Below are 24,098 nucleotides of genomic sequence, written 5' to 3'. Positions count from 1 at the left end.
TCATGAAAAGAACCCTTTTTAATTATCATATCAAAAAAGATATACAGCTAGAAAGCTTTCATCATATAATAGATAATTTTAAAATGGGAGAAACACCTGAAGAAGTTTTTTCTCAAAAACTTCTTCAGCAAATGGAAGTCTTCTTTTCAGAGGATTTACAGTTACAGCGTATTTTAAAAATTGCTCAAGAAACCCATGTATTGTTGCATCTTATTTCAGATAACAATGCTGTTTTAGCATTACCATGGCAATTTTATTTTGATCAATATCCATTAATAGGAATATCAAAAGGAAATAAGCCAATTAATAAATATGCTCCACCAAAAAAGAGTTCTAAACTCAATGTTCTGATGATTTTTTCTAGTCCTTTTGGACAAAGCTCATTAGACATTAAACATGAATCACACACACTATTGTCTAGATTTTTAAATAATGGCGTTAATTTAAAAATAACAGACGACGGATCATTAGTATCCTTAGAAAACATATTGCAAAAAGAACATTTTGACATTATTTACTATAGTGGTCACGGAAGCTACAAAAATGGCGAAACCACACTTTTCTTCGAAACCCCTTTAGTTGGCCATGAAGACGAAATTTCTGGTCAAAATTTTGTTGACAGTATAGTTAAACATGCTATAACATTACCGCAATTGGTTATATTATCATCATGTAATACAGCACTTGGAAAAGTAGGTTTTGAGGGTGTTACCAATCTTTTATTAGATAATAATATCTCTGCGGTGATTAGTTTTTCTAATGCTATTGAACAAGAAAATGCTACATTCTTTTGCAGTATGCTAGCCTATCATTTATCAAGAAAATACGACCTTCTTGATGCGTATAAATTCAGTGTGAATTCATTAAAAAAATTTAAGCAAAGACCCAAAAACGGAAGAGTTTCATGGCTGGAGTCTCAATTATTTCTTCAAAAACATATTGAAAAATTGGTAGGGTATGAAAATAAAACTACTATAAAAAATAATGACCATAAATATTTTTTTGGTTCAAAAAAATACTTTCCATTTTTACATAGAAATGAAATAAGAGAATTATCCAACTTAATTTTAAAAGGTAATGCAAAAATTAATATTTCTGGACATAAGGGGCTAGGAAAATCTGTATGTATTAATTATATATTACAAAATCATAAAGCATTTGTTCCTGACTTAAAAATATTACACTTTGCAGGAAATAAATGTACTCTTAACGATCTTAAAGAAAAAGCATCTATACTTATTGAGAAGCCTATTCTTGAAATAAAAAAAGATCTTACTACATATGCTCAAGAGCACCGTTTACTTATTGTTATTGATCAGATAGACGATTTAGTTATTGTAAATAATAACTCCTTTGTATTATCTAACGAAGTTTTAGATTTAGTTAAACAGATTGAAAATATTAATATCTTTTTAATAACTCGCTTTCCAATTGTTAATGATATTTTTCAAATTATTAAATTCCGGGATATTTCAATACCCCAGCTCTTTTTCATTTTCAAAAAAAGCTTTTTGGGAGAATATATAAACAAAATATTACCATCCAGAACTTTAAGCTCCATTTTCAGCAATCACCCTCTTTACTTGATTATTAAAGCCTTATTCACAACAGGCTCTTTTGGAGGTATTATAGAGTTATACATGATTTTTGAATATTTATTATCTAAAAGCATGAAAGAAATCGACTTTTATGATAGTGAACAAAGTTTTCTTGATGAACAAGCTGATACCATAAGAATGGCGCTTTATTTATATGAGGTACATGATAAAAAAGAAGGGTATTACATTCTATCTTATTTAAAACGCTTTGACAAACCCTTACAAAAAATCATAAAAACCGCTTCTATTCATAAAACGTCAGTAGGAAAAAAAATATTAATACCTAAAAATTTAAAAGACAAAGAAACGGATATTCATTTAAAAAAATTAGTTGCATTAAACCTTATAGAAACAGATGATATAGGTAGAGGAGAAAAACTCTACAGAACCCACCCTCTATTATCTAATTCACAATTTCTTGAAGTGGAAGATTTCTTTGATAAAAAAGCCGTAGCAGACTATTTATTATCATTCTTTGACGAAAGGCATGATAGCTTTAAAAGAATCCATAACAACACCTATATTAACTATTTAAATGAAGCATTTTATTTGTATGCAAACATACATGACAAATCTGGAATTGTATCTGCTGGAAAAAAATTATGTCATGAATATAATATTAATAGTAGCCCTGATGATGTTATTAGAATTGGAAAAACAGTTTTTCAGATAATCCAAGACCAAACTCCAACAGAAGTTTTAGAGCTATTATTTCAAGCTTATCAAAGAAAAGGCCTTCAAAATGATGCTGATTATATCAGCACAAAATATAAACAAAAAGCAATAGATGAAAAAGGTGTATTAGACATAATTAACTCATATCATTTAGAAGGCAATGCTTATACTGATAAAGGTTTATTTAAAAAAGCATCTGACAAATATGATAAAGCTTTAAAAGAGCTCAAAAAAAACGCGTTAAAAATTGAAGAAGTTTCAATGTTGGAGTTGGCCATATTGTCAGATTCTGCAAATGCCTTAAGACATATAAATAAATCTGAAGAAGCAGAAAAGAGGTTATTAAAGGCTTACAAAATAATGATCGATCTTAAGGTTGATTTCCCAGAAATAATGGATAACCTTTTAGCGTTTTATATAGAAAACAATAAACATAATAAATCTTTATATTATGCAGAAAAAACATTAGCAGAAAGCACCTTGAATCATAACGAAACTATAGAAATTAGTGCATTAAAGAAGCAAGGAATAATATATATGCAGAAGCATAAATTTGTATACGCTAAGACTATCTTTAATCAAGTCATGCATCTTGCCATATTGGCTTCAGATCACTTCTCTCAAGCCGAAGCTAATACATATATGGGTCATGTTTATTTATTAGAAGGAGAATATATGGAAAGTAAAAATATGTTCAATGCTGCTCTTTATAAAAAAGCTTTAAAGTTTTTTTTTAAAGCACGTGAATTTTACACGGAAAAACATCTTATTGATCTATATCAACTTTACAATATGATGGCTACTTGTTCTTCTAAAATCCAACAACCTAAACAAGCCATTAGCTACAGAGAACAGCAACTATTGCTAGCATCGGAAATGGAAGATTTAAAAATTGAACTTCCCTTATACACGGCTTTAGGAATAGATTATGGAAAACAGGGGAATATTAAGAAGTCTATGGAATATTATGAGCTACACAATGATAAAATTAATAATAGGTTAAATCAAGGTAATATAGATTTAAACCTCAAAAACACACTTTTGTCTAGAAAAATGCTTTGCTCATTATTAATAGCTAATACGTTATATAAAAATTTAAAGTCAGAAGAAGCCTATTACAATTATTCCACTATAGCTTTTTCTTTGTTCTTCATAGAAAAATTGCAATTACCATACAGTATAGAAAGGCAATTCATTATAAATGCAAATGCTTTTATTAATGCAGGTTTTCAATGCGAATTTCAAAATGAACTAGAAACTATAGTAGAGAGTTTAGCTAATAAATACTTAAGATAATATATTAAAAAATAACAAAACCTATGTCATTATTAAGATTAGATGGTATCTATTTTATGGAGTATGAAGACGACTCCTTTAACATTATAACTCGATTGTTTCGTTTTTATACTAAAGAATTTAATTTAAAATCTATTTTTTTACCGGGTAGAGATATTAATAGACAAATTATTTTGGGTTTAGGAAAGTCCCTAAAATTAATGGACAATGAAGTAACTGACTCTGGAATCATTATAAGTAAATATCAATTAGATGAAAATTATCAGATAAAATTTACTTTGGGGAATGAGGATTTTATAGGAAGTCTTTCGTTAGACCACTCATATATTAATATTACAATCGATAATACCACCAATGTAACTCTTAAAAAAATTGATTTAATTGAGTATATAAAACTAAAAGAATTAGAGTCATTTACATAACCATAAATTTCACTGATTATTTTTTAGAGAATCTTCTTCTATATTGACAGTAAAAAACCTGTAAAACAGACTTCACAGGTTTAATTTTATTTAAAAATTTGTCGACTTATTTTTGAACGACTCATACAAAAATCTAATGATTATTATGATCATCACCTTCCCTCTCATTTTCACCTTCTTTATGATCGTCTTTAACAGCTTCATCCCGGTATCTACAGCAAGGGTGTACCGTAGCATAAGCTTCATCTGTTGCTTTCACTTCTTTAGTATCATGCCCAACAGCCAGAATACTTTTTTGTATGGTTTTTACATCCGTTTTACGTTCGTCATAAATCAGTTTCAATTCATGAGTTTTTACATTCCATACTGCCGACTTAACTCCTTTAGTGTTTAAACTTGCTTTTTCAATACGGGTTTTACACATTAAACAAACACCATCAACCTCCATCGATGCTCTGGCATTTTTGTTTTGGGAAAATGATACTGTTGTTATTAATACGATTATTACTGTTATTATTTTTTTCATAATTTATATTTTTTGTCATTCCTGCGAAGGCAGGAATCTTTTAAATTGAAACCTAATTATTATAAAGTGGATTCCTGCCTTCACAGGAATTTAAATCGCAATCCTGCATAATACATACTACCAAAAATGGGTCCATATACAAATGTGGTATCAAAATTTGAACCAAAAGGGTCATCTCCTCCTAAAATAGGGTTATTTTGTCTCACATTGGTAATATTTTCACCTCCTAAATATACTTCAAATTTTAGAGAAAACACTTTGGTTACTTGTGCATTTAATGTTGCCAATGTTGGTGTTTTGTCTGGTAATTGATACTGTACAGGATTCGTTTCTGTTGACGAAAAGCGCTGCTTCCCCAACCAATTATATGTTGCATCAAATTTCCAGTGTTGACCATTATCTTGCTTATGAGTCTCGTAAGACGCATTTGCAAATAAACGGTGGGTTGGTACTAATGGTTTTGATAATTTACCAGAATTATAATCTGTTTTAACGTCATAATACTTATAAGCCATTCGCAAATCGAAATTCTCAAATGCATTATAATTAAGTTCCGCTTGAAAACTATTTGCGTAACTATCACCTTCTAAATTATAAAAACTCACTTCTAATGGGTTTTCATAATCAACCACCACTTGGTTTTTAAAATCCGTTTTATAAAAGTCTAAAGTCATATCTGCTTTTCTTCCAAAAAGATTAAAACCTTGTAAATAAGACACACCGTAATTCCATGCAATCTCTGGATCTAACCCATAAATAGTTCCATTCGTATTTACAATGTTAATATTTCTTGAGGTTGAAAATAACTGTTGATTTTCAGCAAAAATATTAGCACTACGTTTTCCGCGTCCAAAAGATGCTCGTAATGCCGATTTCTCCCAAGGGGTATAGCGAGCATGTACCCGAGGTGTTACAAATGTGCCTAGTAAATTATGATCATCAACGCGAAGACCTGCTGTGACATTCAGTTTGTCTAAGTTATCATAATTGTATTCAAAAAATGCCCCTACAGATCTTTCTGTTCTTTCATACGCTGTGGTATTGACAAATTCATCATAATGATCGTAAGTATAGCTAATTCCCGTTTTTATTTTATGTCTGGAATCACTAATTATAGAATTATAAATAGCATTGGCATACAAACTGTTATGAGTAATATCATACATATTTAAACCAAAATAAGAATCTTGTTTATGACTACTAAAAGCTGTTTGAACTCCTAAACTTTGGTATGGAATTTCTGGATTCACATAGCCTAATTTAGCCGACACCTCATAACGTCTTGTATCAATTTCACTTCCCCAAGCGTTGGTTGTTAGTTTATCTGTATCCGGATTAAAATCAAGTTGCCCTGTTTGTTTTTCATCATTTAAAAATTTCAGATTTATAAAACTCACAAAACCTTTTTCGGCATTGGTATACTGCCAACGATTCATAATATTAATTTGATGATATTTGGGCATGTCCATAAATCCATCATCGTTAACATCGTGTTCTTTATTATGGGTATTACCATGTAAATACAAACCTGTATGCCATTTATCACTTACTTTAGTATTTATATGCGTATTCAACTCTAATCGCTCATTGCTTGCTCCATACAAATTCACGAATAGCTTATCATCAGTAGTTGGTTTTACCAACTCAGCATTTATTTGTCCTGCTATACTTTCGTAACCGTTTACAACACTACCGGCTCCTTTTGTTATTTGAATGCTTTCCACCCAAGTTCCAGGTATAAAAGTCAGCCCAAAAGCTTGTGAAGCACCACGTATTGATGGTATGTTTTCGGTAGCAATTAAAATATACGGACTATTAAGTCCTAACATTTTAATTTGCCGTGTTCCCGTAACGGCATCAGCGAAATTCACATCAATAGACGGGTTGGTTTCAAAACTCTCAGAGAGATTACAACATGCCGCTTTTAACAATTCATCACTACTCACTGTAAATACATTAGCAGCTTGTAAATATGATTTTGATGTTGCTTGTTTTCTGGATTTTATGGTAACTGCATCTAAATTATCTGTTGGCTGTAACCAATGTTTTATCATCTTAGTATTGGTAACTGTTATGGTGTCGGTTTTAAACCCTACATAGCTAATTAATAATTGTGCATAACCTTTTTCGTAAGGGATACTAAACTTCCCATCTATATCTGTTACAGTTCCAACAGACGTATTTAACCAGTATACATTAGCTCCTGGCAAGCCTATGGGTTCGTTTTTTTCATTTGCTTCCATGATGATCCCACTAATTTTATTTTGAGACAACATCACCATAGGAAGTATTAATACTATATATATTATGTCTTTCATTTAATTGCAGGTCTTAATGAGCATGATAATTGCCATAACAATCATGATGCTATTTTCAATAAACGTTGCTTTAGTCATGGGGAGTTTTAAAGCGGTTCCTAAACAAGCACATGAAATCGTTTTCTTATTTAAAAGCGTTTTTGTAACTCCTATAGTTGTTATTCCTAAAATAGCCAATGTAATTATTAAGGCTATCGGGATTTGAATACGCATTAAAAACATGATGCCTAATGCTAATTCAATAAATGGATACACCCAACTATAAACAGGCATCACTTTAGCTAATGGGTCATACATTTCGAAAGATTCCGGAAAACCTTTTAAATCTAAAAGTTTAAAAAAACTAAAAACGATATAGAAAAGCCCCATGAAATCGAGCATAAAACCTGTTCCATTCCAAGGTCTATAATTTATCAAGATAGACGCGATCGTAATGTATCCGAAAATTAAAAACAATGGAAATAACTGTTTTAACTCGGATTTTTTTTCTTTTATCTCACTTGGCGTGAAGATATTCTTTTCTGAAATTGAATACTTGTCTGATAATGCTTTTTGAAATGCACTTATCGAAATAAAATTTGACATTTCTATAAGTGCTTCTGCTTTTTCTAAATCTACTGTAGCATTTAAAACACCGCTAACGGTATTCAGTTTATCTTCTACTGAAGTTCTGCATCCATTACAGGTCATACCCGTAATTGCATATGTATGTGTCATTTTGAAAAATAATTTGATTAAATAATTTTGATTGTCATTCCCGAAAAATAAATAAGATTCCTGCGAAGGCAGGAATGACAATAAATCAAATTAAAAAGACTTGGTCTAACACTTGTATGTCGGTGACCAAATTAGGGGGAGAATAGTTTTTATGAGGAATTGTTAATTTAGGTAGTTCCTCAAAAAGATTAATATAAGTATATGCATAAGATGCAATGATTTGCTGCTTCTCAAAATCTAAATCTTCAAACGAAGAAAATTTCAATTTGTTTTGACCTTCAATAACATCAACAACATCTTTACAACATGGTTTTTTTGTGACTTTTTCTAAAGCAATCTCATAAGCTTCCATAGCGCACTTATCCGCTTCTGTAAAAATGGAAATATCGACTAAAACATCGCCACAAAAATGCTTTTCAATAGTAAAAGATACTGTTGAAAACAAAACCAGCAACGCCAAAAGCATCGAAAAACCCTTATATAATAGTTTTATCACATAACAAAAATACAAAAAATTGAAATTGAAAATATTTTTTTATTAAATGATTAACACTTACTCTTTAAGTTTATGATAATAAAAAGCAGGTAACAATAAAATTAAAATGATGGGTTGAATTAAAAAACGACGCACGTTAAAAAACAGATAGTAGTCTTCTTGTTTAGGGTTTATAACGAAATACAAATAGACTAACAACAAAACAATATAAGCAACAAAATAAATAGCTATTGAGAACTTAATGATGCTCTTATCTTTAAAAAACACATATAAAATACCCAATGAAATAACACTATTTATTAAAAATCGCAGAGTAGTAAAACTGACCAATTTAAAAACTTCACGTCTTGGACTATCTATATACAAATAGTCGTTTTGAAAAAAGGTTAAATAAGGATCGTAAAATAATTCATTCTCAAAACCCCGAATTAAAACCAACAATCCAAATAAGACAAACAGTACTATATATTTAATCCATTTAGTCATCTTTCTTACGTAGTTTAGAAAAACGATTCACCCAAAAAATCCATAGTAAAAAAACCATTCCGTAGATAATTCCAGGAAAAACAACAGCATGTAAAATGTCTTGCTCCTCTGGGTAATGATATAATCCAATAGAGATTATCACAATGCGAATCAAATTAACTACATAAATCAAAACACTACCAGAAAGGATATAAAAAAATGTTGTTTTTAATTTCCCTGAAAAGGCTATAATGAATGACATAAATAGAATAACAACACTTATAGAATTACACCCTTCAATAACGCGCGCAACATACTTACCATTTACGCTAAGCTTCATAAAAGGCTTACTTAAATCAGGTAACACTTTAGCATCGTACCCAAACGTATTTAATAATGCTTCGCTTTGCACAGATACCAAATACGTCATGTAATCGGGATAATATTTTGAACCCTCAGAAGCATCCAAATACAATTTATAAATCACAGAAAAGGAGATATAAACTAATAAAAAAGTAAGGATAAACTTTATAACTGATTTGTATTTTATAAAAAGTGCTTTCAAAAAAGGCCTATCTGATTTTATTCGGTTAAATTTATGTGAAACCAGATATCGAAATTACACCTTTTTAAATACTTTTGCCAAAACTTTTGAAGTTATGATTTTTGAAAACCTAAAACTACAAGTAGAAACTATTGTTTCAAATACAGAAAAAACAGTAGAGGAACGTCTTTTAAATATTTGTGAGCTACTTGAAACCCATATAGATTATTATAATTGGGTGGGGTTTTATTTTAGAAACGGTGATAAAGAAGAATTACATTTAGGCCCTTATGTAGGAACTCCTACAGACCATACTGTAATTCCTTTTGGTAAAGGCATTTGCGGACAGGTTGCTGTTAGCAATGAAAATTTTGTAGTACCCGATGTAGCTGCTCAAGATAATTATATAGCTTGCAGTATTACTGTTAAAGCTGAAATTGTTATTCCAATTTTTGTAAATGGTGAAAACATTGGTCAAATAGATATTGATTCTAATACTCCAGACCCTTTTACAGAAACAGATGAACGTTTTTTAGAATTTGTTTGTGCTAAAGTAGCAACAATTCTTCCGTAAACTATAGTATTAAAATTCAAAATTTCAACGTTAAATTGAAATCTTAATTTAGTATTTAGAGCTTATTTTCTTTAGAATTTCACATGAGTGTTAACAACTTACTCTTTTAGTTGAAAAAATAGGCTCTTTTTAAGCAATCTTGAGCTCGTTTTTTAGTTGAAATAATTACTTTTGCATTTTATAACAAATTTCAATGTAAAACATTGAAAAACAGCAAAAATTTCAACCCTGTAAAGCAGGAATTAAAAACCATAATACAACAACTAATGAGCAACGAAAAAACAATTAAATCTGCATTAATTTCGGTATTTAGTAAAAATGGATTAGAACCTATTGTAAAAAAATTAAATGAACAAGGTGTTACTATTTATTCTACTGGTGGTACTCAAAAATTTATAAACGATTTAGGTGTAGATGTTGTTCCTGTTGAAGATGTAACCTCTTACCCCTCTATTCTAGGTGGTCGTGTAAAAACATTACACCCTAAAGTTTTTGGAGGTATTTTAAACAGACAAAGTCATGATGGTGATGTAGCTGAATTAGCTGAATATGAAATTCCTCAAATTGATGTGGTTATTGTTGATTTATATCCGTTTGAAAAAACAGTAGCATCTGGTGCTAGTACGCAAGATATTATTGAAAAAATAGACATAGGTGGTATTTCATTAATTCGTGCAGCTGCTAAAAACTATGCAGATGTTATTTGTGTATCGTCGGTAGATGATTATGCTGAATTTTTAGATTTGATATCTGAAAACAATGGCGTTATTTCAGAAGAAAATAGAAAACGTTTTGCTGGTAAGGCTTTTAATGTCTCTTCTCATTACGACACTGCTATTTTTAATTACTTCAACAAAAACCATGATGAAGCTGCTTTAAAAATTAGTGAAACTAAAGGCAAAGTGTTGCGTTATGGAGAAAACCCTCACCAAAGAGGCTTTTTCTTTGGAAACTTTGACGAGTTATTTACAAAATTACACGGTAAAGAATTAAGTTATAATAATCTTTTAGATGTGGATGCTGCTGTAAACTTAATGACAGAGTTTAAAAACGATGCGCCTACATTTGCTATTCTAAAACATAATAATGCTTGCGGTTTGGCTCAGCGTGACACATTACACCAAGCTTATACAGATGCTTTAGCTGGAGACCCGGTTTCAGCCTTTGGAGGTGTTTTAATTAGTAATACTGAAATTGATGTTGCTACTGCAGGCGACATTCATAAGTTATTCTGCGAGGTTATTATCGCGCCTTCTTTCTCTGCGGAAGCTTTAACCATACTTCAAGGTAAAAAGAATAGAATCATACTAACATTACACGATATAGAATTACCGAAAATGAATGTTAGGAGTTGCTTAAATGGTGTGTTACTTCAAGATAGAAACGAAATTACCGATACCATTGAAGGTTTAACAAATGTTACAAATTCTAATCCTAGTGATAGTGAATTAGAAGATTTAATATTTGCTTCAAAAATTTGTAAACACACAAAATCCAATACCATCGTATTAGCAAAAAACAAGCAATTATGTGCCAGTGGCACAGGACAAACAAGTCGTGTTGACGCTCTGGAACAAGCTATTCACAAAGCAAACTCATTTAATTTTGACTTAAATGGTGCTGCTATGGCGAGTGATGCTTTTTTCCCTTTCCCTGATTGTGTTGAAATCGCTAAAAATGCTGGTGTTACTGCTGTTATACAACCAGGTGGTTCTATAAAAGATCAATTAAGCATTGATTATTGTAATGAAAATGATCTAGCTATGGTGTTTACAGGAACACGTCATTTTAAACATTAAAAAATACAGACTACTTTAGTCATCCAAAAACCAACAAAAAGCGTATAACTAGATTATCCTATTTTTTTTAATAAAATTTGGAGATACTTAAAACCCATATATTTATTAACTTTTATTACATTTACGGGATTCGTTTTTTAAACCACTTAAAATTTTTAATAGCACATGGGCTTTTTTGACTTCTTAACCGAAGAAATTGCAATAGATTTAGGAACTGCAAACACGCTTATTATCCATAACGACAAGGTTGTTGTTGATTCACCTTCTATAGTTGCACGAGATAGAGTTACAGGGAAAATAACTCATGTAGGTCAGGAAGCCAGTTTAATGCAAGGTAAAACGCATGAAAACATCAAAACAATTCGCCCGTTAAAAGATGGTGTAATTGCAGATTTTGATGCGTCTGAGCAAATGATAAGTATGTTTATTAAAAACATACCTGCTTTAAAAAAGAAATTTTTCACTCCAGCACTTCGTATGGTCATCTGTATTCCTTCTGGAATTACCGAAGTAGAAATGCGTGCGGTAAAAGAAAGTGCAGAACGTGTTAATGGTAAAGAAGTTTATTTAATACATGAGCCCATGGCGGCGGCTATTGGTATTGGTGTAGACATTATGCAACCTAAAGGAAATATGGTTGTAGATATAGGAGGCGGTACTACAGAAATTGCTGTTATAGCTCTTGGTGGTATTGTATGTGATAAATCGGTTAAGATTGCGGGTGATGTTTTCACAAACGATATTGTTTATTACATGCGTACACAACATAATTTATATGTTGGAGAACGCACTGCTGAAAAAATAAAAATACAAATAGGTGCAGCTACCGAAGATTTAGAATTACCACCAGAAGATATGAGCGTTCAAGGACGTGATTTATTAACTGGTAAGCCTAAACAAGTATCTATTTCGCATAGGGAAATAGCTAAAGCATTAGATAAATCAATCTTAAGAATTGAAGATGCCGTTATGGAAACGTTATCTCAAACACCTCCAGAATTAGCTGCAGACATATACAATACAGGAATTTATTTAGCAGGGGGTGGTTCTATGCTACGAGGTTTAGACAAGCGCTTATCTCAAAAAACAGATCTTCCTGTTTACATTGCAGAAGATCCATTACGTGCTGTAGTAAGAGGTACTGGTATTACACTTAAAAATTTACCTAAATACAAAAGTGTATTGATAAAATAGAGACACCCATTAAATCATGCAGCAGATTATTAATTTCATAATAAGAAACAAAAACTTTCTGTTGTTCTTATTGTTGTTCTCTATTTCAATCTTGTTTACAATTCAATCACATTCTTATCACAAAAGTAAGTTTATTAACTCCGCTAACTTTTTAACTGGAGGTATCTACAATACTGCAAACCATTTTAGTGAGTATTTAAATTTAAAATCACAAAACAGACTTTTGTCTGAAGAAAATAAGCGTTTAAAATCGCTGCTATATAATACAAAAAACACCATAGAGACAAAAAATATAGATAGTCTTAATAAACCGTACTATTTTTCTAATGCGCAGATTATTAAAAACAACTACTCTGCAACAGATAATATGCTTTTAATTAACAAAGGCACTAACGATAGTATAAAGCAAGATTTTGGTGTTATAACAACTCAAGGAATCGTTGGCATTATTGATAAAACAAGTGGTAATTACGCAACCGTAATATCTATTTTAAATACAACTATTTCTATAAGTGCGCAATTAAAAAAAACAAATCATTACGGTGACTTAAAATGGGATGCTAAAAACCCTGCTATTGTTCAGCTTACAGACATCCCAAAAATAGCTAAGATTCTAGTTGGCGACACGATTGTCACGTCTGGACGTTCTTCTATATTTCCAAAAGACATCAATATAGGTACTGTTGAAAACTATAAACTTGATGATGCAGAGAATTATTATGAGATTAATGTGAAGCTTTTTAATGACATGACCAATTTAGAGCATGTTTATATTATAGAAAACATTAATAAACCTGAGATTACTAATTTACTAAATGAATAATTTACTTTCTGTAAATAGCGTCCGTTTTATTGTATTAGTATTAATACAGGTTTTAATTTTTAATAACATTAACTTTTTAGGTTATATAAACCCATATCCATACATTTTATTTATTGCTTTTTTCCCAGTAAAAAGTAATCGTGCCATTATAATTTTATCAGGATTCTTATTGGGATTAATTATTGACATGTTTTTAGATTCTGGTGGCATTCATGCAGCTGCTTGCGTATTTATAGCTTATGTAAGACCTGTAATTCTAAAGTTTTCTTTTGGTACTATGTATGAACATCATAATATAAAATTTGCTGCCGTAGAATTTGGATCGAAAATCACCTATATCGCCTTACTAGTAGCTCTACACCATATTATTTTATTTTCATTAGAAATATTTAGTCTACCAAAAATAATTTTAGTAGTTCAAAAAACGTTATTCTCAGGTATATTCACTATTTTATTAAGTATTATAATAACTATTATTTTTAGTAGAAAATCTAAATGAGACAATTTTTACTTTTCATTTCTATAATATTTGTTGGTCTTTTATTTTTATCTAGACTCTTCTATCTTCAGATATATACTTCAAATGAGTATGATTTATTTGATGACAACGCTATTAGAAAGGTATATGATTATCCGAAACGAGGGTTTATTTACGATAGAAATGGTGTGCTTTTAGTAGCCAATCAACCATCTTATGATGTGATGGTAATTCCTCGAGAAGTAGAACCATTAGACACCCTTGAGTTTTGTTCATTATTAAAAATAGATAAGGAACAATTTATAAAAACATATAATAAAGCAAGGCGCTATTCTCCTAGATTAGCATCTGTTTTTCTATCGCATTTATCTAAAGAAGATTATGCAGCTTTACAGGAAAAAATGCGAAAATTTAAAGGTTTTTATATTCAGAAAAGATCCCTGAGACATTATCAAAGAAGTATTGGTGCTAATGTTTTGGGTGACATTGGAGAAGTAAACACCAGCGACTTGAAAAAAGATCCCTATTACAAAATGGGAGATTTAAAAGGTAAACAAGGTGTTGAAGCAACTTATGAAAAAGTTCTTCGAGGTGTAAAAGGCATCAAGTTTATTCAAAAAGATCGGTTTAATAGAAACATTGGGGCTTATAAAGAAGGAAAATTTGATACCATTCCAAAACAAGGAAAAGATATTACAATAACTATTGATTCAAAACTACAAGCTTATGGTGAATTGCTAATGCAAAATAAGCGTGGTGGGGTTATAGCTATCGATCCTTCTTCAGGAGAAATATTAACTATGGTGGCAGCGCCAACTTACGACCCCAATCTATTAGTAGGAAGGGAGCGTTCCAAAAATTTCAGCAATCTTATTTGGGATTCTATAGCCAAACCACTTTTTAACAGAAGTCTAAAAGGTGTTTACGAGCCTGGTTCTCCTTTTAAACTGATGAATGCTTTAATTGGTTTACAAGAAGGCGTTATCACTCCAAATGAGACTGTTACCTGCTATGCAGGTTATAAATACGGCAATCGATTTATGAAATGCCACTGCTATATAGGTAAGCGCAATAATCTAATTTCTGGGATACAAGAATCTTGTAACGCCTATTTCGCAACCACTTACAGAAAAATTTTAGATAAAAACGGTAACGCTTCAACTGGTATCGACACCTGGAGCAATCATGTTAAAAGTTTTGGTTTAGGTAATTATTTAAATAATGATTTATTTGTTGGTGAAAAAGGTCGTATTCCTAATAGAGCTTATTACAAGCATGCTTATCCAAAAACATTTTATTCAACCTATACGATATCTAATGCGATTGGACAAGGTGAAGTTGCTACCACCCCAATTCAGTTAGCCAATATGGTTGCTGCCATAGCCAATAGAGGCTATTACTACACCCCGCATATTATTAAATCTATTGAGGATAAAATACTTCCTGAAGAGTTTACTAAAGCTAAGTATACCACTATTGATAAAACCCATTTTGAACCTGTTATTGAAGGTATGTTGCAGGTTTATAAAAAAGGAACTGCGGCGTCATTGCAAGTAAAAGATATCGATATTTGTGGTAAAACAGGTACTGTAGAAAATTTTGCTATTGTAGATAGTTTAAAAACACAACTTACAGACCATTCCATTTTTGTTGCTTTTGCTCCTAAAAATGATCCCAAAATAGCCATTGCTGTATTTGTTGAAAATGGGTATTGGGGAAGTCGTTTTGCTGGAAAAATTGCTAGTTTGATAATTGAGCAACATATTAAGGGCGATATTACTAGAAAGGATTTAGAAGAATGGATTTTAAAACATAGTTTAGAAAATGAATATGCAAAACCCTATTCTGGAGAACCTTTTAAAATAAACAAACAAACCAGGTTACAGCTTGTTGATGACTCTGAATACAAACGACTTAAAAGACGATTAAAAAAATTACAAAACCCATAAATTAGATGGTTAGGGACACTAACAAACATTTTAAATTTGATTGGACTACTATTATCCTTTTTTTATTGCTAGTTGGATTTGGGTGGCTTAATATATTATCGGCTTCTCATACTGGAGGCGACATAGATTATTTCGATTTATCGCATTCTTACGGAAAACAACTCGTATTTATTTTTTTAACATTTGTTTTAATTATCCTCTTGCTTGGTATTGATGCTAAGTTTTACGAACGCTTTTCAAGTATTATATACATAGTCTCCATGCTGTCCCTTGTTGGGCTTTTCGTCTTCGGAAAAAATGTAAACGGAGCAACATCATGGTATGCTATTGGAGGCATGACACTACAACCAAGCGAATTTGCAAAAACGGCAACCGCACTTGCTGTAGCAAAGCATATTAGTGATTTAAATACAAACATTAATAGTTTCAAAGATCAAATACAAACTTTTATAATTATTATCATTCCCGCTATTTTAGTACTATTACAAAATGACACTGGGAGTACAATTGTTTACGGAGCCTTCTTTTTTGTATTATATAGAGAAGGATTACCAAAATACTACCTTTCTATAGGCATATCGGTCATCATACTATCCGTGCTAGCTTTAAAATTTGGAGCTATAACCGCTTCAATAATTGGTGCTGTACTAATTTTTGGGTATCACTTTAAAAACAGAAAACAATTTTCATTTTTTAAAGCCTTATTAGCTTTATTACTTGCTATAGGATTATCTTTTGCTGTAAAGTTATTTTATCAAAATGTGATACCACCACATCAGCAGGATAGAATAAGTTTATGGTTACGGTTAGAAAAAGATCCTGTTAAATTACAACAGATGAAAAAAACGTTTGCCTATAACCTGAATGAATCTGAAAAAGCAATCAGCTCAGGTGGTTTTACAGGAAAAGGATTTATGGAAGGTACTAGAACAACTGGGAAATTTGTACCAGAACAACATACCGATTATATTTTTAGCACTGTAGGCGAAGAATGGGGATTCTTAGGTTGTTCCTTTGTCGTTGTATTATTTGTGTTACTCTTATTACGCATTCTACATTTAGCAGAATTACAAAAATCGCAATTCAGCAGAGTTTATGGGTATGGAGTGGCTTCTATTATATTTATTCACTTCCTAATCAATATTGGTATGGTCATGGGGTTAATTCCAACCATAGGGATTCCACTACCCCTATTTAGTTACGGTGGGTCTGGACTTTGGGCGTTTACCATTTTAATTTTTATCTTTATTAAATTAGATTCTAATAGAATTAATGAGTGGTAGTCGATAATCGACATTTTATTATTTCTCTTTTATGAAAAAATTAATTCTTACAATCTTTTTTCTCTCATTAGTTATCGGATGCTCTAGCACCAAATACATTAGAGGAAACTCCTTTTCTTCTAATGAAACGAAACTTGTTAATAGTGCGGATAGTTTTACACCCATGAGGGTTTATAAAATAACGAATAAACAAGACTCCCTTTTACTAAGAACAAAAAGTAGTTACATAAAACCAGATCCAAACGATAAGATACTGCTGCTTTTTGTGAAAAGACTACACACCACAGTTAGAGATAGCATATCTATGGGCGTTGGTATCGCGGCACCTCAAGTAGGTATTTTAAAAAATATTATTTGGGTGCAACGTTTTGACAAGGAATATTTTCCTTTTGAAGTCTATCTAAACCCAAAGATTATTAAATATTCTGAAGACAAACAAACTTCTAAAGAAGGCTGTCTATCTATCCCAAACCGAACAGATGCCTTAAACAATAGAGCTGAATCTATAACCATTGAATATGACACCATGAAAGGTGAGCACAAAACTGAAATTATCAAGGGTTTTACATCGGTTATTTTCCAGCATGAAATAGATCATTTAAATGGTATTCTATATTTAGACCACCTAAATAAAGAGATTCGAGAGACTAAAAGTTAAAATTCGCTCTTTTAGTTTTATCCGTTTAAACACAAATAATTAACACTTTAATTGATAACTAGACCCAAAACAGTTGTTATTACGTATATAAAATGAATCAAACCAACATACCTACTTATGAAAACGCTACTGAACCTATTGATTATATCACCATTTTTATTTTTAAGTTGTAATAATGACGACACTATTCCTGAAGAAAATCAAAATGATTTAGAATCCTTACCTAAGGACTTAGGAGGCGCTCATAAAGCATATACTCTTGACAACACTAATGCTAAATTTGGACATTATATTTATACTCCGAGTGATTACAATAGTGATTCTTTCGAATATCCATTATTAATTTTTTTACACGGTTCTGGAGAACGAGGTAATAGCGAAACAAATCCAGATATTTTAAATAAAGTACTAGTAAACGGACCACCTAAACTCATAGCAAAAAACGAGTGGTCTCCTAAATATCCAATGCTAGTTGCTTCTCCTCAATTACCTTCTGGAAATTGGAATCCAGAAGATATTCATGATTTTATAGCCTACTTAATTGCTAATTATAAAGTAAACACAAAACGCATCTATCTTACAGGTTTAAGCCTTGGTGGTTTTGGAAGTTTCAATTATATTTCTAGATATGGATCAGAGGCTTATACAGCTGCAATTGTTCCTATTGCAGGCGGAGGGAGCAAAAATTCTGGGGATAAATTCACAACGATTCCTGTTTGGGCATTTCATGGCGATAATGATAATGTAGTGTCACATAACAAGTCAATTGATATGGTAAACGCCATTAATACAGCGAACCCTAACACACCTGCAAAATTAACAATATATCCGGGTGTTAAACATAACTCTTGGGCTAGAACCTACAACGGAAGTGGAATGGGAGATGAAAGCAATACATACGATGCTTTTAATACAACCATTTATGATTGGATGTTTATGTTTGAAAAATAAATCTTTTCAAACATAACTTGTAGAAACAATGGAAGGTTAATTTATTACTTTTTAATCTCCAGTTTTTCAGCAAAATAATCGCAAAAATCCTTCATAGTTGCAGTCATTTTTTCATCTTGAGTCGCTCTGTTAAAAGTATCACTCATAGCAACTAATGTTTGATGGAAAAACACTTTCATTTCATCTACAGGCATATCTTTTGTCCATAAATCGATACGAAGTGTTTCTTGTACCTTAGAATCCCAAACGGCAAGCATCATCGCTTTTGCTTCTTCATTAGTAATACCTCCATCCTGTGCTGTCCAATATAATTTCTCTGGCACCCTATTAGCATCAAGCTCTACATTCAATTCTATCTTAGAAGTCATTTTTTCAGACATTATTTACGCGGTTTAAATTTTGAATTATTAAAAATATCGTCGGCACTTGTAATTAACATATCTTTTAAGGACAACTTATTTTGCGCCATATAAGCTCGTACAATTTGCCAACCTGTATATTGACCTAAACGACCAGGAGAATCTGTATCTATCTCTTCTAGATAAAACTTAGAAAAAGGCGCTGGGTTTATAAATCGACCAAGTAGTTTAGAGTCTGTACTAAATAATAACTCACGCTCTACAAAATATCGCCAAATATAACTTTCGTTAGCAATAGCCCAATCTAATTGTTCTTGAGAATACCCAATACGTTCAGCATCAGTTTTAAAAGGAACAACTACATCTTTAAAATAGAGCAGTTTTCCAAAATATATCATTTCGTCTAACAACGTTTTATTTTGCCCTTGATATATATATTTTTTAGCATACTCCTCGGCCAAATCAACTGTAATTTGCTCTTTCTTTAAATTCTCACTTACATACTTTGGTATACTACTATAAAATTCATGCTCACCTCCTAAATATGTATCCAAAGCCAATATTGCAATAGTATCAGTAATTATAACTCGATTTCTATAATCTACATTACTCGTGGTCGTAATAACTCGTGGGGGTGTAAACTCAGGAAAATAATATCTTAAATGATTAAATAAAGATTCTATCTCCAACTCCGTTTCATCGAAATCTTTAAATTCCTTTTCAACAGCATTAAATAATGCTATTTGTAACGTATCTTGTGTTTTAGCAATCCAAAATGAATCTTTATATTTTTCTGAAAACATAAAAGGATATGCCTTCTTCAGTTCTGGTAAACTTTCTTGGGTGGCATTTGCAAATAATAAATCAAAACGTTCTACCTTAATATCAGTACTTATATTAGCTATTTCATTTTCTAAAGCATTATTATCTTTACAAGAAATGGCTACCATTATTGGTATTAAACATAATAATAAATTCTTCATATAAAACTTAAACGACATAAATTTTTATTAATTGAGTGATTCGTTTATTTTTGTTTGCAAAGGTACTATTCTTATATCAATTTGATTATGAAATAACATATAAGAAACGACGTTGCTTTTTTTTATTTTATGATGTTACGATTAATTTTCATAGTAAAAGTTATAAAATGAAAAATGAACAAGTTGGTTTAAGCTATTTTATAATTTAATTGATATTAAATTTAAATTCATTTAATATGCAAACAGAAAAAGTTGTAGATTATATTGTTAACTGGTTAAAAGATTACGCAACAAATGCAGGTGTTAATGGTTTCGTAATTGGTATTTCTGGCGGTATTGATTCTGCAGTAACCTCTACATTATGTGCAAAAACAGGTTTAAATGTGCTATGCATAGAAATGCCAATTCACCAAGCAGAAAGTCATGTAACCAGAGCGCAAGAACATATAGCACAGCTAAAAAATCGATTTGACAATGTAAGTGATACACGTACCAATTTAACTCCAGTTTTCGAAGAATTTAAAACCGAAGTCTTTTTTGATGGTGACCAAGCAACAATAGATATGGCTTTAGCAAATACGCGAGCACGATTACGTATGACGACACTCTATTATTATGCAGGACTTTATAAACTGCTAGTTGCTGGTACAGGAAATAAAGTTGAAGACTTTGGTGTTGGTTTTTACACTAAATATGGTGATGGTGGTGTTGATTTAAGCCCAATTGCCGATTTGGTAAAATCTGAAGTTTATAAAATAGGAGACTATTTACAAGTACCAGAGTCTATTATGCAGGCTGCTCCAAGTGATGGATTATTTGGTGATACCAGAAGTGACGAAGACCAAATAGGAGCATCTTACCCAGAACTCGAATGGGCAATGAAAATGGACGATGAAGGCAAAAACGCAAATGATTTTTCTGGTAGAGAATTAGATGTTTTTAAAATTTACAAGCGTTTTAACACAGCTAATAAGCATAAGATGATTCCTATACCTATCTGCAACATTCCCAACTATTTAATGTAGGATTTTGTAGGTTATTAAAAAAAACACTACATTTACGGCAAGCTTACTCTCTCAATTATAATACTAATCTCTAACTAAATATTATAAAAGCTTTTATTATGATAAAATTATTAATAGCGGACAATCACCCAATCACAAGAAAAGGGTTAGAAGTTCTTTTTTCGGCATCTCCCAATATCAAAATTGTGGGAAGTGTAGAAGATGGTGAAGCCATCTTAGAATTCATTAAAAAAAATCCTGTAGACATTATTTTAACCGAAGCAGACTTCCCAAAATTAAATGGGTTAACTGTTTTACGTTATTTAAAAAACGACTATCCCGACATTAAAACCATTATTTTCAGTGGTCAACCGGAAGAAGTCTATGCCATAAACGCCATTAAAGCTGGTGCATCTGGTTTTTTAAATAAATCAGTTAATGTTATAAGTATCAACGAGGCTATCTTGAAAGTGCATGACGGAGGAATTCATTTAAGCAATGAATTAACTCAACAATTAGCATTTGGAAATAGAGTTAACAAAAGTGGTACTTTTTACAAGAAACTTTCAACTAGAGAAGCTGAAGTTTTAAAACTGCTAACGGTTGGTAGAAAAAACAAAGAAATCTCTAAAGAGCTAGACATTAACGAAAAAACGGTTAGTACTTACAAAGCAAGATTAATGCGTAAGTTAAAAGTTACTAACTTAGTTGATTTAGTTAATCAAGCTAAACTTAGCGAACAATTACTATAACACACGATTTAATTTTCTAGAGAGTAGCATTTTTAATCCAGAATAGTCTTTGACTTCTTCAAGAATATTTCTATTTACATCGTTTTTTCTTTGTAATGTTTCTTGTTGAAATTCCTTTACTTTTTGGTCTATTAAAAAGCATCTTAAGCTTAAAATTGTTTCACTAACCAATTGTGCGATACTTTGTGTTTTTTCTTTAGGAAAAATATTCATACGATTCCAGTCATCTAATGCATAACGTTCATCTTCCATTAAAATAGATGTAATTTCACTAGATGTCTGGTTATCAACTGTATTTATAAACGATTTAAGCTCAAAATGCGGATTCTGATTCAGTGCATCTATAATACTATAATATAGACTTTTAAATTGCGCATTAGAAAATTCCATTTCATCATCTTGAAGGTCTAGAAATATTTTTTCGAAGACCTTCGCTTGATGAATTACTGGTTCTAAAATTAATTCACCTTTATCATTTTCTTTTAAAACCAAATCCTCAAAATCTTCAACTTTATTACCATAGAGCAATAAGACTTCAATAATCTTTCGTTCCAAAACGTACTGCACATCAACCTTTTCAACAGGTTCTTGATGTTTTATAACTTCAAATGCTTTTTGATCTTTTTTAAACTGTTTATTTTCTTCTTGTGACTCCTTTTTATTAATTTGAGCCAATGTAGTAAATAGAACTTCCTCACTAATGTCCATTATTCTGGCACATTCTTGAATATAGATTTCCTTTTTTATTTGATCAGGAATTTTAGAAATACTATTTACAATATCTCTAACCGTATCTGCTTTTTTAATAGGGTCATTCTTTGATTCTTCAAATAAAACAGATGCTTTAAATTGAATAAAATCTTTTGCATTCTCATCCAAATAAAAAGTAAGTTCTTCTAGGGTGTTTTGTTTTGCAAAACTATCTGGATCTTCGCCTTCTGGGAAGGTACAAACTTTCACATTCATACCTTGCTCTAGAATAAGGTCTATACCTCGCAACGAAGCACGCATACCTGCTGCATCACCATCAAAAAGCACGGTGATATTTTTTGTCAGCCTATTTATAAGTCTAATTTGCTCAGATGTTAATGCGGTTCCTGATGAAGAGACGACATTTTTCACACCCGTTTGATGAAATTGAATAACATCTGTATATCCTTCAACTAAATAACAGTTATCTTGTTTAGCAATACCTTGTTTAGCATGATAAATACCATATAGCACGTTACTTTTATGGTAAATATCACTTTCTGGGGAGTTTAAATATTTAGCAGCTTTCTTATCATTCGTTAATATACGACCACCAAACCCTAAAACACGGCCGCTCATACTTTTAATAGGAAACATAACACGTCCTTTAAACCTATCAAAACGTTTAGCGTCCTTTACAATGGTAAGCCCTGTCTTTTCTAAATAGTCAATATTATAGCCTTGCTTTAGAGCCTCATCTGTAAAGGCTTGCCACTCGTCAAGCGAATACCCTAAATCAAATTTCTCAATAGTTTCTTGAGTAAATCCACGTTCTTTAAAATAACTTAATCCAATTGATTTTCCTTGATCAGTTTTATGTAGTATTTTTTGAAAATATGTATTTGCAAACTCACTCACTAAATACAAACTTTCACGTTCGTTTGCTTGTTCTTTTTGCTCGTTAGACTGTTCGGTCTCCTCTATTTCAATATTATACTTTTTAGCAAGATATTTTATGGCCTCAGGATAAGTAAAATGCTCGTGTTCCATTAAAAAGGATACAGCAGTCCCTCCTTTTCCTGTTGAAAAATCTTTCCATATTTGCTTTACAGGCGACACCATAAAACTTGGTGAACGCTCATCACTAAAAGGGCTTAAACCCTTAAAATTAGTTCCTGCTTTTTTAAGGTTTACAAAATCGCCAATAACTTCCTCTACACGAGAAGCTTCAAATACTTGGTCTATAGTTGTTGCTGATATCAAACTGTTCTGTCATTCCTGCGAAAGCAGGAATCTTTTAAATTGAAAATAAATTCCTTGTATGAGGAATAGCACTGTAAAAGTAATACAAACTATTGATATTAGAAACTTAAGATTTTTTGAATTTTACTTTGCAAGAATAATAATGTGTTTACTTCTATTTTCAAAATATAATTCACTAAAACTAAATCATATTTATAAGACATTAATCTTATAAATATACATACCATAAAAAAAGTCTACCTTACTTTTTATAGAAAACTTGTTTCTAAACTTATTACATT

The 24,098-nt window shown here is 31.3% G+C and carries 22 protein-coding genes; 13 read left to right on the top strand and 9 right to left on the bottom strand.

Annotation, left to right across the window (positions count from 1 at the left end; translation table 11 throughout):
* Nucleotides 1-2 precede the first annotated feature (2 nt).
* Nucleotides 3-3,569: a CHAT domain-containing tetratricopeptide repeat protein gene (locus tag Q4Q39_RS13785; RefSeq protein WP_303283094.1), complete on the top strand. Its 3,567-nt coding sequence runs from the start codon at nt 3-5 to the stop codon at nt 3,567-3,569.
* A 23-nt stretch (nt 3,570-3,592) separates the two neighbouring features.
* Complete coding sequence (locus tag Q4Q39_RS13780; RefSeq protein ID WP_303283093.1) at nt 3,593-3,991, top strand: hypothetical protein; 399 nt, start codon at nt 3,593-3,595, stop codon at nt 3,989-3,991.
* 133 nt (nt 3,992-4,124) lie between these two features.
* Here the strand turns inward: Q4Q39_RS13780 and Q4Q39_RS13775 are convergent, their stop codons facing one another.
* The 6 genes from Q4Q39_RS13775 to xrtF form a co-directional block, all read right to left on the bottom strand.
* On the bottom strand, nt 4,125-4,517 hold the full coding sequence (locus tag Q4Q39_RS13775) for a heavy-metal-associated domain-containing protein (RefSeq protein WP_303283092.1): 393 nt from the start codon (nt 4,515-4,517) through the stop codon (nt 4,125-4,127).
* An 80-nt stretch (nt 4,518-4,597) separates the two neighbouring features.
* On the bottom strand, nt 4,598-6,835 hold the full coding sequence (locus tag Q4Q39_RS13770) for a TonB-dependent receptor plug domain-containing protein (protein WP_303283091.1): 2,238 nt from the start codon (nt 6,833-6,835) through the stop codon (nt 4,598-4,600).
* Nucleotides 6,836-7,552, bottom strand: coding sequence for a heavy-metal-associated domain-containing protein (locus Q4Q39_RS13765; RefSeq protein ID WP_303283090.1), 717 nt, complete (start codon nt 7,550-7,552; stop codon nt 6,836-6,838). It abuts the gene before it with no gap.
* A gap of 85 nt (nt 7,553-7,637) precedes the next feature.
* Nucleotides 7,638-8,048 carry an HYC_CC_PP family protein gene (locus Q4Q39_RS13760; protein WP_303283089.1) on the bottom strand — a complete coding sequence of 137 codons (411 nt, stop codon included), beginning with the start codon at nt 8,046-8,048 and terminating at the stop codon, nt 7,638-7,640.
* Between the two features lie 57 nt (nt 8,049-8,105).
* Nucleotides 8,106-8,534 (bottom strand): exosortase F system-associated membrane protein, encoded by a 429-nt coding sequence (locus Q4Q39_RS13755; RefSeq protein ID WP_303283088.1) that lies wholly within the window; start codon nt 8,532-8,534, stop codon nt 8,106-8,108.
* The gene (gene xrtF / locus Q4Q39_RS13750) at nt 8,527-9,078 is read right to left on the bottom strand and encodes an exosortase family protein XrtF (protein ID WP_303283087.1); all 552 of its coding nucleotides are present in this window, start codon (nt 9,076-9,078) and stop codon (nt 8,527-8,529) included. The genes Q4Q39_RS13755 and xrtF overlap by 8 nt, the downstream gene beginning before the upstream one ends.
* A gap of 94 nt (nt 9,079-9,172) precedes the next feature.
* Here xrtF and Q4Q39_RS13745 point away from each other — a divergent pair, with 94 nt between their 5' ends.
* The 9 genes from Q4Q39_RS13745 (at nt 9,173) to Q4Q39_RS13705 (ending at nt 18,766) form a co-directional block, all read left to right on the top strand.
* Nucleotides 9,173-9,631, top strand: a complete 459-nt coding sequence (locus Q4Q39_RS13745; protein ID WP_303283086.1) for a GAF domain-containing protein — start codon at nt 9,173-9,175, stop codon at nt 9,629-9,631.
* A 266-nt stretch (nt 9,632-9,897) separates the two neighbouring features.
* A complete protein-coding gene (purH, locus tag Q4Q39_RS13740) occupies nt 9,898-11,430 on the top strand; it encodes a bifunctional phosphoribosylaminoimidazolecarboxamide formyltransferase/IMP cyclohydrolase (protein WP_303283085.1) in 1,533 nt (510 codons plus the stop codon).
* A 165-nt stretch (nt 11,431-11,595) separates the two neighbouring features.
* Nucleotides 11,596-12,624 carry a rod shape-determining protein gene (locus tag Q4Q39_RS13735; protein WP_135877250.1) on the top strand — a complete coding sequence of 343 codons (1,029 nt, stop codon included), beginning with the start codon at nt 11,596-11,598 and terminating at the stop codon, nt 12,622-12,624.
* Nucleotides 12,625-12,640: 16 nt separating this feature from the next.
* Nucleotides 12,641-13,447, top strand: coding sequence for a rod shape-determining protein MreC (gene mreC / locus Q4Q39_RS13730; protein ID WP_303283084.1), 807 nt, complete (start codon nt 12,641-12,643; stop codon nt 13,445-13,447).
* A complete protein-coding gene (gene mreD / locus Q4Q39_RS13725; RefSeq protein ID WP_303283083.1) occupies nt 13,440-13,946 on the top strand; it encodes a rod shape-determining protein MreD in 507 nt (168 codons plus the stop codon). The genes mreC and mreD overlap by 8 nt, the downstream gene beginning before the upstream one ends.
* Nucleotides 13,943-15,874, top strand: coding sequence for a penicillin-binding protein 2 (gene mrdA, locus Q4Q39_RS13720; RefSeq protein ID WP_303283082.1), 1,932 nt, complete (start codon nt 13,943-13,945; stop codon nt 15,872-15,874). Before mreD ends, mrdA begins: the two co-directional genes overlap by 4 nt.
* Before the next feature lie 5 nt (nt 15,875-15,879).
* The gene (gene rodA / locus Q4Q39_RS13715; RefSeq protein ID WP_303283081.1) at nt 15,880-17,157 is read left to right on the top strand and encodes a rod shape-determining protein RodA; all 1,278 of its coding nucleotides are present in this window, start codon (nt 15,880-15,882) and stop codon (nt 17,155-17,157) included.
* 31 nt (nt 17,158-17,188) lie between these two features.
* Nucleotides 17,189-17,815: a peptide deformylase gene (gene def / locus Q4Q39_RS13710; protein WP_303283080.1), complete on the top strand. Its 627-nt coding sequence runs from the start codon at nt 17,189-17,191 to the stop codon at nt 17,813-17,815.
* 117 nt (nt 17,816-17,932) lie between these two features.
* On the top strand, nt 17,933-18,766 hold the full coding sequence (locus tag Q4Q39_RS13705) for a carboxylesterase family protein (RefSeq protein ID WP_303283079.1): 834 nt from the start codon (nt 17,933-17,935) through the stop codon (nt 18,764-18,766).
* 44 nt (nt 18,767-18,810) lie between these two features.
* Here the strand turns inward: Q4Q39_RS13705 and gldC are convergent, their stop codons facing one another.
* Together gldC and gldB are read right to left on the bottom strand one after the other, a co-directional pair.
* The gene (gene gldC / locus Q4Q39_RS13700) at nt 18,811-19,146 is read right to left on the bottom strand and encodes a gliding motility protein GldC (RefSeq protein WP_303283078.1); all 336 of its coding nucleotides are present in this window, start codon (nt 19,144-19,146) and stop codon (nt 18,811-18,813) included.
* A complete protein-coding gene (gldB, locus tag Q4Q39_RS13695; RefSeq protein WP_303283077.1) occupies nt 19,146-20,108 on the bottom strand; it encodes a gliding motility lipoprotein GldB in 963 nt (320 codons plus the stop codon). The genes gldC and gldB overlap by 1 nt, the downstream gene beginning before the upstream one ends.
* Before the next feature lie 236 nt (nt 20,109-20,344).
* Between gldB and nadE the strand changes: the two genes are divergently transcribed.
* Nucleotides 20,345-21,133: an NAD(+) synthase gene (nadE, locus tag Q4Q39_RS13690; protein ID WP_303283076.1), complete on the top strand. Its 789-nt coding sequence runs from the start codon at nt 20,345-20,347 to the stop codon at nt 21,131-21,133.
* Nucleotides 21,134-21,231: 98 nt separating this feature from the next.
* Entirely contained in the window at nt 21,232-21,864 is a 633-nt protein-coding gene (locus Q4Q39_RS13685; protein ID WP_303283075.1) for a response regulator, read from the top strand.
* Here the strand turns inward: Q4Q39_RS13685 and dnaG are convergent.
* Entirely contained in the window at nt 21,859-23,817 is a 1,959-nt protein-coding gene (dnaG, locus tag Q4Q39_RS13680) for a DNA primase (protein ID WP_303283074.1), read from the bottom strand. The genes Q4Q39_RS13685 and dnaG overlap by 6 nt on opposite strands.
* Nucleotides 23,818-24,098: the final 281 nt, after the last annotated feature.

It is taken from the genome of Flavivirga amylovorans, assembly GCF_030540875.1.
GTDB classification, from domain to species: Bacteria; Bacteroidota; Bacteroidia; order Flavobacteriales; family Flavobacteriaceae; genus Flavivirga; species Flavivirga amylovorans.
This window is presented reverse-complemented; position numbering and strand designations above follow the sequence as displayed.